The sequence below is a fragment of the Pseudomonas sp. C321 genome, assembly GCF_055407105.1.
Window position 1 is genome coordinate 175001 of sequence record NZ_JBUZRB010000005.1, and the last position, 15261, is coordinate 190261.

At 57.9% G+C, this 15261-nt stretch carries 14 protein-coding genes; 7 read left to right on the forward strand and 7 right to left on the reverse strand.

The annotated features are described in order from the left end of the window. Positions 1–12: 12 nt before the first annotated feature. The 4 genes from crcB to ACZRJ6_RS16595 are packed head-to-tail and all read right to left on the reverse strand — an operon-like array spanning position 13 to position 4823. The gene (crcB, locus tag ACZRJ6_RS16580; protein WP_463969474.1) at positions 13–387 is read right to left on the reverse strand and encodes a fluoride efflux transporter CrcB; all 375 of its coding nucleotides are present in this window, start codon (positions 385–387) and stop codon (positions 13–15) included. Continuing rightward, positions 387–1709 (reverse strand): replication-associated recombination protein A, encoded by a 1323-nt coding sequence (locus ACZRJ6_RS16585; RefSeq protein WP_463969473.1) that lies wholly within the window; start codon positions 1707–1709, stop codon positions 387–389. The genes crcB and ACZRJ6_RS16585 overlap by 1 nt, the downstream gene beginning before the upstream one ends. 27 nt (positions 1710–1736) lie before the next feature. After that, positions 1737–2360 carry an outer membrane lipoprotein periplasmic chaperone LolA gene (gene lolA, locus ACZRJ6_RS16590; RefSeq protein WP_133100226.1) on the reverse strand — a complete coding sequence of 208 codons (624 nt, stop codon included), beginning with the start codon at positions 2358–2360 and terminating at the stop codon, positions 1737–1739. 57 nt (positions 2361–2417) lie between these two features. Then, a complete protein-coding gene (locus ACZRJ6_RS16595) occupies positions 2418–4823 on the reverse strand; it encodes a DNA translocase FtsK (protein ID WP_149414852.1) in 2406 nt (801 codons plus the stop codon). Positions 4824–5007: 184 nt separating this feature from the next. Here ACZRJ6_RS16595 and ACZRJ6_RS16600 point away from each other — a divergent pair, with 184 nt between their 5' ends. The 4 genes from ACZRJ6_RS16600 (at position 5008) to infA (ending at position 7117) form a co-directional block, all read left to right on the forward strand. Next, a complete protein-coding gene (locus ACZRJ6_RS16600; protein WP_463969472.1) occupies positions 5008–5316 on the forward strand; it encodes a hypothetical protein in 309 nt (102 codons plus the stop codon). A gap of 38 nt (positions 5317–5354) precedes the next feature. Continuing rightward, entirely contained in the window at positions 5355–6035 is a 681-nt protein-coding gene (aat, locus tag ACZRJ6_RS16605) for a leucyl/phenylalanyl-tRNA--protein transferase (protein WP_463969471.1), read from the forward strand. Positions 6036–6090: 55 nt separating this feature from the next. After that, positions 6091–6798, forward strand: coding sequence for an arginyltransferase (locus ACZRJ6_RS16610; RefSeq protein WP_149414855.1), 708 nt, complete (start codon positions 6091–6093; stop codon positions 6796–6798). A gap of 100 nt (positions 6799–6898) precedes the next feature. After that, a complete protein-coding gene (gene infA, locus ACZRJ6_RS16615; protein WP_002553999.1) occupies positions 6899–7117 on the forward strand; it encodes a translation initiation factor IF-1 in 219 nt (72 codons plus the stop codon). 223 nt (positions 7118–7340) lie between these two features. On the opposite strand, the gene clpA is transcribed toward infA, so the two are convergent. Both clpA and clpS read right to left on the reverse strand, forming a co-directional pair. Further along, a complete protein-coding gene (gene clpA, locus ACZRJ6_RS16620; protein ID WP_463969470.1) occupies positions 7341–9611 on the reverse strand; it encodes an ATP-dependent Clp protease ATP-binding subunit ClpA in 2271 nt (756 codons plus the stop codon). A gap of 29 nt (positions 9612–9640) precedes the next feature. After that, positions 9641–10030 (reverse strand): ATP-dependent Clp protease adapter ClpS, encoded by a 390-nt coding sequence (gene clpS / locus ACZRJ6_RS16625; protein ID WP_463969469.1) that lies wholly within the window; start codon positions 10028–10030, stop codon positions 9641–9643. Positions 10031–10248: 218 nt separating this feature from the next. Here clpS and cspD point away from each other — a divergent pair, with 218 nt between their 5' ends. Then, entirely contained in the window at positions 10249–10554 is a 306-nt protein-coding gene (gene cspD / locus ACZRJ6_RS16630; RefSeq protein ID WP_463969468.1) for a cold shock domain-containing protein CspD, read from the forward strand. An 85-nt stretch (positions 10555–10639) separates the two neighbouring features. Here cspD and icd read toward each other — a convergent pair whose 3' ends face one another. Next, complete coding sequence (icd, locus tag ACZRJ6_RS16635) at positions 10640–11896, reverse strand: NADP-dependent isocitrate dehydrogenase (protein ID WP_133100233.1); 1257 nt, start codon at positions 11894–11896, stop codon at positions 10640–10642. A gap of 494 nt (positions 11897–12390) precedes the next feature. On the opposite strand from icd, the gene ACZRJ6_RS16640 reads away from it, so the two are divergent. Then, complete coding sequence (locus ACZRJ6_RS16640; protein WP_463969467.1) at positions 12391–14616, forward strand: NADP-dependent isocitrate dehydrogenase; 2226 nt, start codon at positions 12391–12393, stop codon at positions 14614–14616. 166 nt (positions 14617–14782) lie between these two features. Then, positions 14783–15229, forward strand: coding sequence for an NUDIX hydrolase (locus tag ACZRJ6_RS16645; protein WP_463969466.1), 447 nt, complete (start codon positions 14783–14785; stop codon positions 15227–15229). The last annotated feature ends 32 nt before the right edge of the window (positions 15230–15261 follow it).

The window sequence follows — 15261 nt, forward strand, 5'->3', positions numbered from 1 at the left end:
GTCTCTCGTTTATCAAAGTTTGGTCAAGGACAGGCCAGCCCAGGTGGCGAGCAGCCCGCCGAACACGCTGATGGCCAGGTACCCGAAGGCGACCGGTGCCTGCCCGCTTTCCAGCAGGCGTAACGTATCCAGTGAAAAGGATGAAAAGGTCGTCAGACCGCCTACAAAGCCGACAATCAAACCGGCGCGAATTTCAATTGGCACTTCCGGGCGCAACAAAAACAGCCCGTACAACACGCCAATGATCAAACACCCCACCAAGTTGACCGCCAGGGTCGCCGCATAAAAATGTCGCGGCCAGTTGGCACTCACCCAGTTGCTTGCGGCGAAACGCAATAATGTACCAGCGATGCCGGCCACGGACACGGCAAGAATCATTCTAAACACTACTTTCTCCGCTGTTTCGGGCTAAGTCGGTCGAGTTGGGCGAGGTGATTGAGTTTCTCACCGATCTTCAGCTCCAGGCCACGAGGCACTGGTTGGTAGAACGGCTGAGGCTCAAGCTCATCGGGAAAATAGTCTTCACCGGCCGCATAGGCATCCGGCTCATCATGGGCGTAACGGTATTCGTCGCCATAACCCAGCTGTTTCATCAGTTTGGTCGGCGCATTGCGCAGGTGCAGCGGCACCTCCAGCGAACCGTGCTCGGCGGCAGCGCGCAACGCGGACTTGAACCCCATATAAACCGCGTTGCTTTTCGGCGCACAGGCCAGGTAGGTAATGGCCTGGGCCACCGCCAACTCGCCTTCCGGGCTGCCGAGGCGCTCTTGCACTTCCCAGGCGGCGAGGCACAGGCTCAGGGCGCGCGGGTCGGCGTTGCCAATGTCTTCGCTGGCCATGCGCACCACACGCCGAGCCAGATACAGCGGGTCGCAACCACCGTCGATCATGCGGGCGAACCAGTACAGCGCGCCGTCGGGGTTGGAGCCTCGTACCGACTTGTGCAGCGCCGATATCTGGTCGTAAAACGCTTCGCCGCCCTTGTCGAAACGGCGGCGGGTATCGCCCAAAAGGCTTTGCAGCAGGTCGACACCGATTTCACTAGCATCTTCAGCCAGGTCGGAAGCGTTCTCCAACAAGTTGAGAAAACGTCGCCCGTCTCCGTCAGCGGCGCTTAGCAGAATCTTGAAACCTTCTTCACTGAGAGTCAGCTGGCGCTTACCCAGGCCCTTGTCTTCACTCAACGCTCTCTGCAGCAGCTTTTTCATGGCTGCTTCGTCGAGGCTTTTGAGCACATAGACCCGCGCCCGAGACAACAGCGCGTTGTTCAGCTCAAAGGAGGGGTTTTCGGTGGTGGCACCAATAAAGATCAGCGTGCCGTCTTCGACATAGGGCAGGAACGCATCCTGTTGCGACTTGTTGAAGCGGTGCACTTCGTCGACGAACAAGATGGTGCGCTTGCCGTATTGACCGGCCTGCTGCTTGGCGATTTCCACAGCCTGGCGGATTTCCTTGACCCCGGCCAGTACCGCCGAGACCGTTTCGAAGTGTGCGTCCGAGACCTTTGCCAGCAGCCGCGCCAGAGTGGTTTTACCCACGCCCGGCGGCCCCCAGAAAATCATCGAGTGCAGGGCACCCTGCTCCAGGGCTTCGCGCAAGGGTTTGCCGCGAGCGAGCAGGTGTTCCTGCCCGACGTACTCGTCCAGGTTGGTCGAGCGCAGGCGCGCCGCCAAAGGTTGAGCAATCGGGTCACTTCGAAACAGGTCCATGGGCAGCGTTTATAACCTCTAGGCAGTTTATTCCTGGATCACATCGGCACCCTTGGGGATGTCGAACTTGAACTTGGAAGCGGCGACAGGCTCATTGGCCTTGACCCCGGTGAACAGGATATTGGTGCGCTGGCCGACACTGTCGATCAACTGCATGTCGTTAATCATGCCATTTCGAAACGACAGGCGCAGGCTGTCAAACAGCGTGTCCTTGGATTTCGGCTTGAGGGTGAAGTCGATCACGCCGCTGGCCTGCTTGGACGTAATATCAAAGCTCTCACTGATTTGCGACACATTGCCAGACAGCAGCAAGGCCGGGGTCTGGCTCAGGCGCGGATCAAGTGTCTTGATGGTCGCCTGCTCCAGATCCGGATCCCACAGCGTCACCTTCTTGCCATCAGAGACAATGGTTTGCTCGGCGGGTGCGTCGGTATGCCAGTAGAAAAGCCCTGGACGCTGCACTGCCATTTCGCCAGCGGTTTCCTGCAGCTGGGTACCACCACCATCCAGGGTCAACTGGGAAAAGCGTGCGGTCAGTGTCTTGGATTTTTCCAGCAAGTTGGTCAGGCTCGCAACGGAGGCCGGATCAGCGTGAGCAGAAAGAGCGGTCAAAGCCAGCGCTGGCAGCAACAGCATGCGGATAAGACGCATGGGAGTCCTCATAGATTTCGGTTGAAAGGCGAGCCGCGCGTGGTCACGCGGCACATATCAGTCGCGCACCGGCCCCGGCGCAAGAACTTCGCGGGAACCGTTGGTGTTCATGGACGTCACCACACCAGCCATTTCCATGGATTCGATCATGCGGGCGGCGCGGTTATAGCCGATCTTCAGTTTGCGCTGAACAGCAGAGATCGAGGCACGACGACTTTCCAGGACGAACTGTACGGCTTCGTCATAGAGCGCATCGGTTTCGGCATCATCATCGCCACCACTGCCGCCGTCGAAGCCGCTGCCGGCCTCTTCGACGCCTGCGAGGATATCGTCGTTGTATTCCGGGGCGCCGCGCAGTTTCCAGGCTTCCACCACGCGGTGTACTTCATCATCGGAGACGAACGCACCGTGGACCCGGATCGGCAGGCTCGTGCCTGGCGGCATGTAGAGCATGTCACCGTGGCCCAGCAACTGTTCAGCGCCACCCTGGTCGATGATGGTCCGTGAGTCGATCTTGCTCGACACCTGGAACGCCATGCGGGTTGGGATGTTGGCCTTGATCAGTCCGGTGATCACATCCACCGACGGCCGCTGGGTCGCCAGAATCAAGTGAATACCGGCAGCACGAGCCTTCTGGGCAATACGAGCGATCAGCTCTTCGACCTTCTTGCCAACGATCATCATCATGTCGGCAAATTCGTCGACCACCACCACGATGGTCGGCAGCTTGATCAGCAATGGTGCTTCGTCGTGAATACTTTCGCGCTTGTACAGCGGATCGGTCAGCGGCGTGCCGGCGTCCTGGGCTTCCTTGACCTTGGCGTTGAAGCCAGAGAGGTTACGCACGCCCATCTTCGCCATCAACTTGTAGCGCCGCTCCATCTCGGCGACGCTCCAGCGCAGGGCGTTGGCGGCGTCCTTCATGTCGGTTACCACCGGGCACAACAGGTGCGGAATGCCTTCGTAGATCGACAGTTCAAGCATTTTCGGGTCGATCATGATCAGTTTGGCGTCTTCCGGGCCAGACTTGAACAGGATCGACAGGATCATCGCGTTCACACCCACCGACTTACCTGAACCGGTGGTACCGGCTACCAGCAGGTGAGGCATTTTCGCCAGGTCAGTGATGACCGGCCTACCACCGATGTCATGGCCCAGGGCCAAGGTGACCGGCGACTTGAAGTTGTCGTACTCCGGTGTCGACAGCACTTCGGAGAAGCGCACGATCTGCCGGTCTTCGTTGGGAATCTCGATACCGACGGTAGTCTTGCCCGGAATCACTTCCACCACCCGCACACTGGTCACGGCCAGGGAACGCGCCAAGTCTTTAGCGAGGTTGGAAATGCGGCTGACCTTCACACCGGCGGCCGGCTGGATTTCGTAACGAGTGATCACGGGGCCTGGGTGAATCGAGTCCACCGAGACTTCGACGCCGAACTCCTTGAGTTTAATTTCCAGCAAATGGCCAACGGCCGCCAGGGACTCAGGGGAATAGTTGAGTTTTTTCTTCTCGGCTGGATCAAGAATCGAGATCGGCGGCAAGGTCCCTTCCACGGCGCTGTCGACAAACAATGGAGCCTGTTTCTCTTTCTGCACGCGCTTGCTCTGCTCCGCAGCCATGGTCGGCGCGGGGGCAATCACCGGCGGTACTTGCTTCTCGCGGTCAGACATGTGCTTGGTCAGCGCCTGCTCGCGCTCGATCAGCCGCTCCTTGACCTTGGCCTGTTCACGCCGGTCCGGCGTGCTGGGGGCAACCACTTCGCTGACGCGGGTGTCGACCTCACGCAGCTGCGCGACCATGCGCTTGCGATCCACGCGAGCTGACCACCAGCGGTTGGCGGCGCTCTGGAACAGTTCGAGCAGGTCCAGGGTGATCTTGCCGGTCACGTCCATGACCTTGAACCAGGACAGGTCGGTAAATACCGTCAAGCCGAACAGGAACAAGGCGATGAACATCAGGGTGCTGCCCTGGATGTTCAGGCTCTTGCGGGCCAGGTCACCTAGGCTTTCGCCCAAGGCGCCGCCCGCTCCAGCCGGCAAGCCGGTAGGTGCGTGAAAATGGATATGCGCCAAGGCCGCGCCCGACAACACCAGGAACACCAGGCCGATCAAGCGCCAGGAAAACAGCCAGCCGCTCCACTGCCAGGGTTCATGACGCTGCCGGAAAATCTGCCAGGTCTTGATTGCCAGCAACAACGGGAAGATATAAGCGAAATATCCCAGGATCATGAACAGGATATCGGCGCTGTAGGAGCCGGCAGGACCACCGAAGTTCTGCACATCGTCGATCTTGCTGTTATGGCTCCAGCCCGGATCATCCTTGCCATAGGTCAACAAGGCCATCATCAGGAACAGGCATAAAGCGCCGATGGCAATCAGCGCACCTTCCTTGAGCCGGTAGTGCAGATGCTGGCGCCAGGCCGGAACTACTGCTGTTTTAGGTGTTACGGTGGATTTCTTCAAAACTGGTCTTTTCCTGCGCCTGTAGCGCGTCCAACTGTTGAATGACTACAAAAACACTGCCCAATCCGGACAGGTAAAAAGTGAACCCGCGTCGTTGATACTTCTTTTAACACTCTGTGCCGGGATCATGAAACGGCGATAACGCCTGAACACAAGGATATAGCGCCGCATTGTACGGGTTTGTGTGCCCGTTGCCACGCAGTTGGCTCACCAATACAGCCTAGCCAATGGCAATTTTCATGCAATTCAATTTGAGCATGCATTGTCTTTGCTGACAAAGGCTTATGAGCTGTTGTTATCAGACTGGACAAGCATCGAAAGCGATCATCCTGCGCCATCCGCCCAGCGGATCATCACTGAACCCGATTACGACCACACCTCTGTCTTAGAGTTGCAGAAACACTCGCTTATGCATCCGGGCACTGATTACGCGTTCGGGGTAGCCGAGCTGCGTCCCGTCGACAATAATCACTGCCTGATGCGGCGGGCCTAGACCTGTCACCGCCCTCCCCTTCCCTAAGTCTGAATACCATGCTGACCTGGCTGCAACGCAACACCCTGACTTTTCCGCCGCTGGCAAAAGCCATGCGCGAACCCAATGGTCTGCTTGCGGCCGGTGGCGACCTGTCTGCCGACCGCCTGATCAAGGCCTATCGCCACGGCTGCTTTCCCTGGTTTTCGGAAGGCCAGCCGATTCTCTGGTGGTCGCCCGACCCACGCACCGTGCTATTTCCCGCCGAACTGCACGTATCCCGCAGCCTGGGTAAATTACTGCGTCAGCAACGCTATGAGGTTACCTTCGACAAGGACTTCGCCGCAGTCATCCAGGCCTGCGCCGCCCCCCGAAGCTACGCCGACGGCACCTGGATCACCGACGCCATGCAGAGCGCCTACCTGCAACTGCATCAACGCGGTTATGCCCACTCAGTGGAAGTCTGGGACCAGGGCGAACTGGTCGGCGGCCTCTACGGCCTGGCGATGGGCCAGTTATTTTTCGGTGAGTCGATGTTCAGCCGCGCCGACAACGCCTCGAAATTCGGCTTTGCTACCCTGGTCAAGCAATTGCAGGCCTGGGGGTTTGTGCTGATTGACTGCCAGATGCCCACCGACCACCTGCACAGCCTCGGCGCCCGCGCCATACCCCGCAGCGACTTTGCCGGTTATCTGCGCGACCATCTGGACCAACCCAGCGCCGCACCGTGGGTTTCCTAGGCGACTTCGTCGCACCTGGCTTACACTTATTTCAAAGCTTATCCGAGGGTTGATCATGACCGAGTTGGCGCGCTTGAAGTTTTATGCCACTCAACCCCACTCTTGCAGCTATCTGCCCGATGAGCAGGCCACCACGCTGTTCCTCGACCCCAGCCAGCCAATGGACGTGCACGTCTATGCCGATCTGTCGGAGATGGGCTTTCGGCGCAGCGGCGACCACCTGTACCGGCCCCACTGCCAGAACTGCAATGCTTGTGTGCCGGCACGCATTCCCGTGGCGCAATTTTTGCCAGATCGTAATCAGAAACGCATTCTCAAGCGCAATGCCGACCTGACGGTGACACCGGCCAAACCGGGCTTCAGCGAAGAATATTTTGATCTCTACCAGCGCTACATCGAACAACGCCACGCCGATGGCGACATGTTCCCGCCCAGCCGCGACCAGTTCTCCACGTTTCTGGTGCGCGAGCTGCCGTTCTCACGCTTCTACGAGTTTCGCCTTGAGGGACGGCTGGTGGCCGTTGCCGTCACGGACCTGCTGCCCAACGGCCTGTCTGCGGTCTACACCTTTTACGAACCTACCGAAGAACGCCGCAGCCTGGGACGCTTTGCAATCCTCTGGCAAATCGGCGAAGCGTTGAGGCTGGAATTGGAAGCGGTATACCTCGGATACTGGATCAAGAACTGCAAAAAAATGAACTACAAGACCCAATATCGGCCCATTGAGCTGCTAATTAATCAAAGATGGGTCACTCTGAACTAGAACCCCTTGGCTTAAACCCCATTTTTCGGGCACAATGCACGCCGCTTTTGCCTGGAGCAGTTGCACCGGGCCATTCATTGGATACCGAGGGCTTTACTGCATGTCGAAAGAAGACAGCTTCGAAATGGAAGGCACTGTCGTCGACACCCTGCCCAACACCATGTTTCGTGTGGAGTTGGAAAATGGGCACGTCGTAACCGCGCATATTTCCGGCAAGATGCGCAAGAACTACATTCGTATTCTTACCGGCGACAAAGTGCGCGTCGAGCTGACGCCCTATGACTTGAGCAAAGGGCGCATCACTTACCGCGCTCGTTAATCAAGTCAATACAAAACGCCCGGTTATGCCGGGCGTTTTTGTGCGCGCAGTATTTAGCAGCACCCTTGAGCCATTGTGGAGCGAGCTTGCTCGCGAAGGTGGTTAACCATAACGCAGGGCACCTGGCAACTAAGGGCGCCCTTTCGTTTTTCGCGAGCAAGCTCATTCCTACACACAGCAAAAAGGCGCCTCTCGGCGCCTTTTGCTTTATTGCAGTCAGCTATCAGGCCATTTCAGCCGTGGTTTCGAACTCGAAGGTCAGTTCATCATCCTTCAGATCGATGTGCACCACGCCACCATGGTCAGCCAGCTCGCCAAACAGGATCTCTTCGGCCAGTGGACGCTTGATCTTGTCCTGGATCAACCGCGCCATCGGCCGCGCACCCATTGCCGCGTCGTAGCCACCCGCTGCCAGCCAGCTGCGTGCCGCGTCCGTCACTTCCAGCTGCACGCGCTTGTCTTCCAACTGCGCCTGAAGCTCGGTAAGGAACTTGTCCACCACGTTCTTGATGACCTCATGACTGAGGCGACCAAACTGGATAATGGTGTCCAGACGGTTGCGAAACTCTGGCGTAAAGCTCTTCTTGACCACTTCCATCGCATCGGAAGAGTGATCCTGATGAGTAAAGCCAATGGAAGCCCGCGCGGCCGTTTCGGCACCGGCGTTGGTGGTCATGATCACGATCACGTTACGGAAGTCTGCCTTGCGCCCGTTGTTGTCGGTCAGGGTCCCATGGTCCATGACCTGCAGCAGCAGGTTGAAGACTTCCGGGTGGGCCTTCTCGATTTCATCGAGCAGTAACACGCAATGCGGCTGCTTGGTGATCGCCTCGGTCAACAGACCGCCCTGGTCGAACCCGACATAGCCCGGAGGCGCACCGATCAGGCGCGACACAGTGTGCCGCTCCATGTACTCGGACATGTCGAAACGCACCAGTTCGATACCCATGGCCTTGGCCAACTGGCGTGCCGCCTCGGTCTTGCCGACACCGGTAGGCCCTGCGAACAGGAACGAGCCGACTGGCTTGTCCGGTGACTTGAGGCCAGCCCGGGACAGTTTGATCGCAGTCGACAGCGAATCAATCGCCGCATCCTGACCAAACACCGTCAGCTTGAGGTCGCGCTCCAGGTTACGCAGCAGCTCCTTATCGGAACTGGTGACGTGCTTTGGCGGAATTCGTGCGATTTTCGCCACGATATCCTCGACCTGAGGCACTTCAATGCGCTTCACACGCTTCTCGACCGGTTGCAGGCGCTGATAGGCCCCTGCTTCGTCGATGACGTCGATGGCCTTGTCCGGCATATGCCGATCATTGATATAGCGCGACGCGAGCTCAGCAGCAGCACGCAGGGCTTCATCGCTGTATTCGATGCCATGGTGCGCTTCGAAACGCCCCCTGAGACCGCGCAGAATGCCGATGGTGTCTTCGACCGAAGGCTCGGACACGTCGACCTTCTGGAAGCGACGTGCAAGGGCACGGTCTTTTTCGAAGATCCCGCGAAACTCCTGGAACGTGGTCGAACCTATGCAACGGATATCACCCGATGACAGCAGCGGCTTGAGCAGGTTCGCGGCATCCATCACGCCGCCGGAGGCTGCACCGGCACCGATGATGGTGTGAATTTCATCGATAAACAGGATCGCCTGCGGGCGTTTTTTCAGCTCGCCGAGCAACGCCTTGAAGCGCTTCTCGAAATCGCCACGGTACTTGGTCCCGGCGAGCAACGCGCCCAGATCAAGGGAGTAGACGACGCTGTTGGCCAGCAGATCGGGAACCTGATTATCAACGATACGCTTGGCCAGGCCTTCGGCAATCGCGGTTTTACCCACGCCCGCCTCGCCTACCAACAGCGGATTGTTCTTGCGACGACGAGCCAGGATCTGCGCGACGCGCTCGACTTCCAGCTCACGCCCCACCAGCGGATCGATCCGCCCTTGGCGCGCCAGCTCGTTGAGGTTACTGGCATAGGCATCCAGTGGGTTGCTTGAAGAAGAAGACTCACCGCCCTCGTCGTCCTGCATATCCTGCTCACCCTCGGAGTGATCGCCATGCCCAGGCACTTTCGAGATGCCGTGGGCGATGTAGTTGACGACATCGATCCGGGCAACGCTCTGCTGCTTGAGCAGAAACACCGCCTGGCTTTCCTGTTCGCTGAAGATGGCGACCAGCACGTTGGCGCCAGTGACTTCGCGCTTCCCGGAGCTCTGTACGTGGAAGACGGCACGCTGAAGCACCCGCTGGAAGCCCAGGGTTGGCTGGGTTTCGCGGTCCTCGTCGTGAACGGGGATCAGTGGCGTGGTGGAGTCGATAAACTCTTGTAGATCATGCTTGAGCTTGTCGAGGTTGGAGCCGCACGCACGCAAAACGGTGGCGGCAGCTTCGTTATCCAAAAGTGCCAGCAGCAGGTGTTCGACGGTCATGAATTCATGACGCTTCGAACGGGCCTCCTTGAAGGCAAGATTGAGGGTGACTTCGAGCTCGCGGTTTAACATAGCTTCACCTCATACCCAAGTGGTCGGAGTTAACCGTCCTTCTCGATTTCACAGAGTAGCGGATGCTGGCTTTCCCTGGCGTACTGGTTGACCTGCATGGCCTTCGTCTCGGCGATGTCGCGGGTAAACACTCCACATACTGCCCGTCCTTCTGTGTGAACGGCCAGCATTACCTTGGTCGCCAACTCGCGGTTCAGGCTAAAAAACACCTCGAGTACTTCGACGACGAAATCCATCGGCGTGTAGTCATCATTAAACAAAACCACCTTGTACATCGGCGGTGCCTGTAAAGCAGGCTTAGCCTCCTGGACAGCAATACCTGCAGAACCGTCGTCGCCCTCGTGACCATCCGGATGATCCTTATGGAGAGTCGGGCGGTCCTGATTGAATGTTAGTCGAATCTGGCTGATTGCATGCATGGAAAGAAAGGTTCGTCAGTTGTGCAAATACAGTGGTGGGGGCGGCCTGTCAGATTTTCAACTCTGGCCGACTGGTCGCCTTGACTATCGGCAAATCGGTGTTACAACCAATAGAACCCACAGTGGGTAAAAAAGGTCCGCGCAGTCAACCTTATTTGTTCGGGTTAGGACGGATAAACTGGATGATACTCCAGTGATGGAGTCTGGTGCAGAGGGATATGGGCATGGCTAGCGGTAAGGTCAAGTGGTTCAACAATGCCAAGGGGTACGGCTTCATTAATGAAGACGGCAAGGATGAAGACCTTTTTGCGCACTTTTCGGCCATCAGCATGGATGGCTATAAAACGCTCAAGGCCGGACAACCTGTAACCTTTGAAATCATTCAAGGGCCAAAGGGGCTTCACGCGGTGGAAATTCGTGCGCATGTCACGGAGAGTACCAGCACACAGACTGAAACCCCCGATCTGAGCGCAACCGCCTGCGAAAGACCCATGACTCAAAAATCAAAAAAACAAACGGCTTGATTCGCCGCCGAGTAAACGCCCCACGATAAAAAACCGACCCCCCAATGACTTGGCCGGGTCGGTTTTTTCTTTTCGGGTTGTCGACTTACATATGAGAAATCAATGCATCACCAAACGCCGACGAAGACAGCAACTTGGCACCCTCCATCAAGCGATGGAAGTCATAGGTCACAGTCTTGGCCGAGATTGCGCCGTTGGTGCCCTTGATGATCAAGTCAGCCGCTTCGGTCCAGCCCATGTGACGCAGCATCATTTCTGCCGAAAGGATCAGCGAACCCGGGTTGACCTGATCCTTGCCGGCGTATTTCGGCGCGGTACCGTGGGTGGCTTCGAACATCGCTATGGTGTCGGACAGGTTGGCGCCCGGTGCAATGCCGATACCGCCCACTTCTGCCGCCAGGGCATCAGAAAGGTAGTCACCATTGAGGTTCAGGGTAGCGATCACATCGTATTCGGCTGGGCGCAGCAGAATCTGCTGAAGCATGGCGTCGGCAATGGCGTCCTTGACCACGACGTTCTTGCCGGTGCGCGGGTTCTTGAATTGCATCCACGGACCACCGTCAAGCAGGGTCGCGCCGAACTCTTCGGCGGCCACTTCGTAGGCCCATTCCTTGAAGGCACCTTCGGTGAACTTCATGATGTTGCCTTTATGCACGATGGTCAGCGAGTCGCGGTCATTGTCGACCACATACTGCAGGGCCTTGCGCGCCAGGCGCTTGGTGCCTTCCAGAGATACCGGCTTAATGCCAATGCCGCAGTTTTGGTCGAAGCGGATCTTGGTAACACCCATTTCCTCTTTCAGAAACTTGATGACCTTGATCGCTTCCGGGGAACCGGCTTTCCACTCGATACCCGCGTAAATGTCCTCGGAGTTTTCACGGAAGATGGTCATGTCGACATCGCCAGGTTTCTTGACCGGGCTTGGCACACCTTCGAACCAGCGCACCGGGCGCAGGCACACATACAAATCGAGCTGTTGACGCATGGCCACGTTCAACGAACGGATGCCGCCACCGACCGGAGTGGTCAGCGGGCCCTTGATGGAAACCACGTAATCCTTGACCGCGTCCAGGGTTTCCTGGGGCAACCAGGTATCCTGGTCGTAAACTTGAGTCGCCTTCTCGCCGGCATAAACCTCCATCCAGGAAATCTTGCGCTTGCCGCCGTAGGCCTTGTTAACAGCTGCATCGACAACCTTGATCATCACCGGGCTGATGTCGACGCCAATACCGTCACCTTCAATGAAGGGAATGATCGGGTTGTTAGGAACATTGAGAGAATGGTCTGCATTGACGGTGATTTTGTCGCCGACTGCCGGAACCTGAATCTTCTTGTATCCCATGCTGAACTCCGTTTGTGGATTGAACATCTGGCTGCGCTCGAGCGTACTCCAGTTGCCTGGCAACGGGAACCTCAGCCCCCGCCCATTCGCTGCGAAAACAGCACATTTAGCTGCCTACAAGCTTGAAATAAAAGGGAAAAACGCCAAACTTGAGCACATCGTGCGACTTTAGGCGTAGCCCGGCACCTGCGACCTTTAGACCAATGGACGAGACACCTTTTGTATGAAGGCTCGGCGTAAGCATAGCGACCTATGTATAATGCCGCCGCTGACCACAGAGTCACGACGGCTGGCCTCTCTATTACGAGACTTTCCGCCCAAAAAGCCGGGCTGCCACAGCAGTCCACCCGCCTGACGCTCGACTGATGCAACCCAACATCATCGCGAAGAAACATCGACATTCGGCTCATGGATGACTTTGAACGAACGCGCTTTACCCGGCGCATCTCGAGTTTCCGCGCACGCTTTCAGTAAAGAAGAGAGTTAATCCGAATATGCCCACCCGCTCGAAGATCATCTATACCTTCACCGACGAAGCCCCAGCCCTCGCCACCTATTCACTGCTGCCTATCGTAGAGGCCTTCACCGCTTCCGCTGATATTGCTGTGGAAACCCGCGACATCTCCCTCGCAGGGCGCATCCTCGCAAGCTTCCCCGAGCAACTGGGCGCCAAGGCCGTACCGGACCACCTCGCCGAACTGGGCGCCCTGGCCGTCACCCCTGAAGCCAACATCATCAAGCTGCCAAACATCAGCGCCTCGACGCCTCAGTTGCAGGCCGCGATCAAGGAACTGCAAGCCCAGGGCTTCGACCTGCCGGACTACCCGGAAACCGTAACCACCGACGCGGAAAAAGAAACCCGTGCACGTTACGACAAGATCAAAGGCAGCGCCGTGAACCCGGTACTGCGCGAAGGTAACTCGGACCGCCGCGCACCGCTGTCGGTCAAGAACTATGCACGCAAGCACCCGCACAAAATGGGCGCCTGGGCTGCGGACTCCAAGTCCCACGTTGCCCACATGAGCACCGGCGACTTCTACGGCAGCGAAAAAGCCGTACAGATCGAAGCTGCTGACGCTGTCAAAATCGAGTTGATCGCCAAAGACGGCACCACCACCGTCCTGAAAGAAAAAACCACCGCCCTGGCGGGTGAGATCCTCGATTGCGGCGTACTGAGCAAAAACGCCCTGCGTAGCTTCATCGCCGCTGAAATCGAAGACGCCAAGAAACAAGGCGTGCTGCTGTCGATTCACCTGAAAGCCACCATGATGAAGGTTTCCGACCCTGTCATGTTCGGCCAGATCGTTGCCGAGTTCTATAAAGACGCCCTGACCAAGCACGCTGATGTGCTCGCGCAGATCGGCTTCAATCTGAATAACGGCATCGCTGACCTGTACGCTCGCATCAAGGCCCTGCCGGCCGATCAGCAAGCGCAGATCGAAGCCGACATCCAGGCGGTGTACGCCGCTCGTCCGTCCCTGGCCATGGTCAACTCGGACAAAGGCATTACCAACCTGCACGTACCGAGCGACGTTATCGTCGACGCCTCGATGCCTGCGATGATCCGTGACTCCGGCAAGATGTGGGGCACTGACGGTCAACTGCACGACACCAAGGCCGTGATCCCGGATCGCTGCTACGCCACCATCTACCAGGCGGTGATCGAAGACTGCAAGCAACACGGCGCCTTCGACCCAACCACCATGGGCAGCGTGCCAAACGTTGGCCTGATGGCGAAAAAAGCCGAAGAGTACGGCTCCCACGACAAGACCTTCCAGATCAAGGCTGACGGCGTAGTTCGCGTCACCGACAGCAAGGGCAACCTGCTGATGGAACAGACCGTCGAAGCCGGCGATATCTTCCGCATGTGCCAAACCAAGGACGCGCCAATCCAGGATTGGGTCAAGCTGGCCGTCAACCGTGCCCGCGCCAGCAACACCCCGGCGATCTTCTGGCTGGACCCACTGCGCGCCCACGACGGTGTAGTGGTCGAGAAAGTTCAGGCATACCTGAAGGATCACGACACCAGCGGCCTGGACATCCGCATCATGGCGCCTGTTGACGCGATGAAGTTCACCCTGGACCGCACCCGCGAAGGCAAAGACACCATCTCGGTGACCGGCAACGTACTGCGCGACTACCTGACTGACCTGTTCCCGATCATGGAACTGGGCACCAGCGCCAAGATGCTGTCGATCGTGCCGTTGATGAACGGTGGCGGCCTGTTCGAAACCGGCGCTGGCGGTTCGGCACCGAAACACGTGCAGCAGCTGCTGGAAGAAAACTTCCTGCGCTGGGATTCCCTGGGCGAGTTCCTGGCCCTGGCAGCCTCCCTTGAGCATTTGGGTGTGAACTACAACAACCCGAAAGCCCTGGTACTGGCCAAGACCCTGGACCAGGCCACCGGCCAGTTCCTCGACAACAACAAGTCGCCATCGCGCAAAGTCGGCAACATCGACAACCGCGGCAGCCACTTCTACCTGGCGCTGTACTGGGCTCAGGCCCTGGCTGCCCAGACCGAAGACAGCGCACTGCAAGCGCAGTTCGGAGAACTGGCCAAGACCCTGGCCGCGAACGAGGCAACTATTGTTGCCGAGCTCAACGCCGTACAGGGCAAGCCGGTGGACATCGGCGGTTACTACCACGCCAATACCGACCTGATCAGCAAGACCATGCGCCCAAGCAACACCTTCAACGCGGCGATTGCTGCGCTGGTGTAAGGTTGTAAGGATGCAAAGAAGCCCCGGCCTTGTGCCGGGGTTTCTGCGTCTGGACACGGCACAATCACTGAAAAACCGAATTAAAATGTGGGAGCTGGCTTGCCAGCTCCCACATTGACCGTAATCCTCAGCAAAGATAGCGCCACTCCTTGAATCGAGGCTCTCCATGACCTGGCAACCCCACATCACCGTCGCCACCATCGTCGAAGACAATGGCCGCTTCCTGATGGTCGAAGAACTCAAGGGCGGCCGCGCCGTGCTCAATCAGCCCGCCGGCCACCTCGATCCGAATGAAACCTTGATCGAGGCCGCCGTGCGCGAAACCCTCGAAGAGACCGGCTGGGACGTCGAAGCTACCGGCATCGTCGGGATCTACCTGTACACCGCCCCCAGCAACGGCGTGACCTACCAGCGGGTCTGCTTCATCGCCAAAGCCCTGAAACACCATCCGGACTATCAACTGGACGACGGTATCGTGCGCGCCTGCTGGCTGACCCGTGACGAACTGATGGCGCTGCGCGAGAACTGGCGCAGCGAGCTGATCATCCGTTGCATCGATGATTATCTGGCAGGCTTTCACCACAGTCTCGAATTGATCCGCCCTTCTCTTTAGCCTTGCAGGCTCGGGCCTGCTAGAATCGCGTC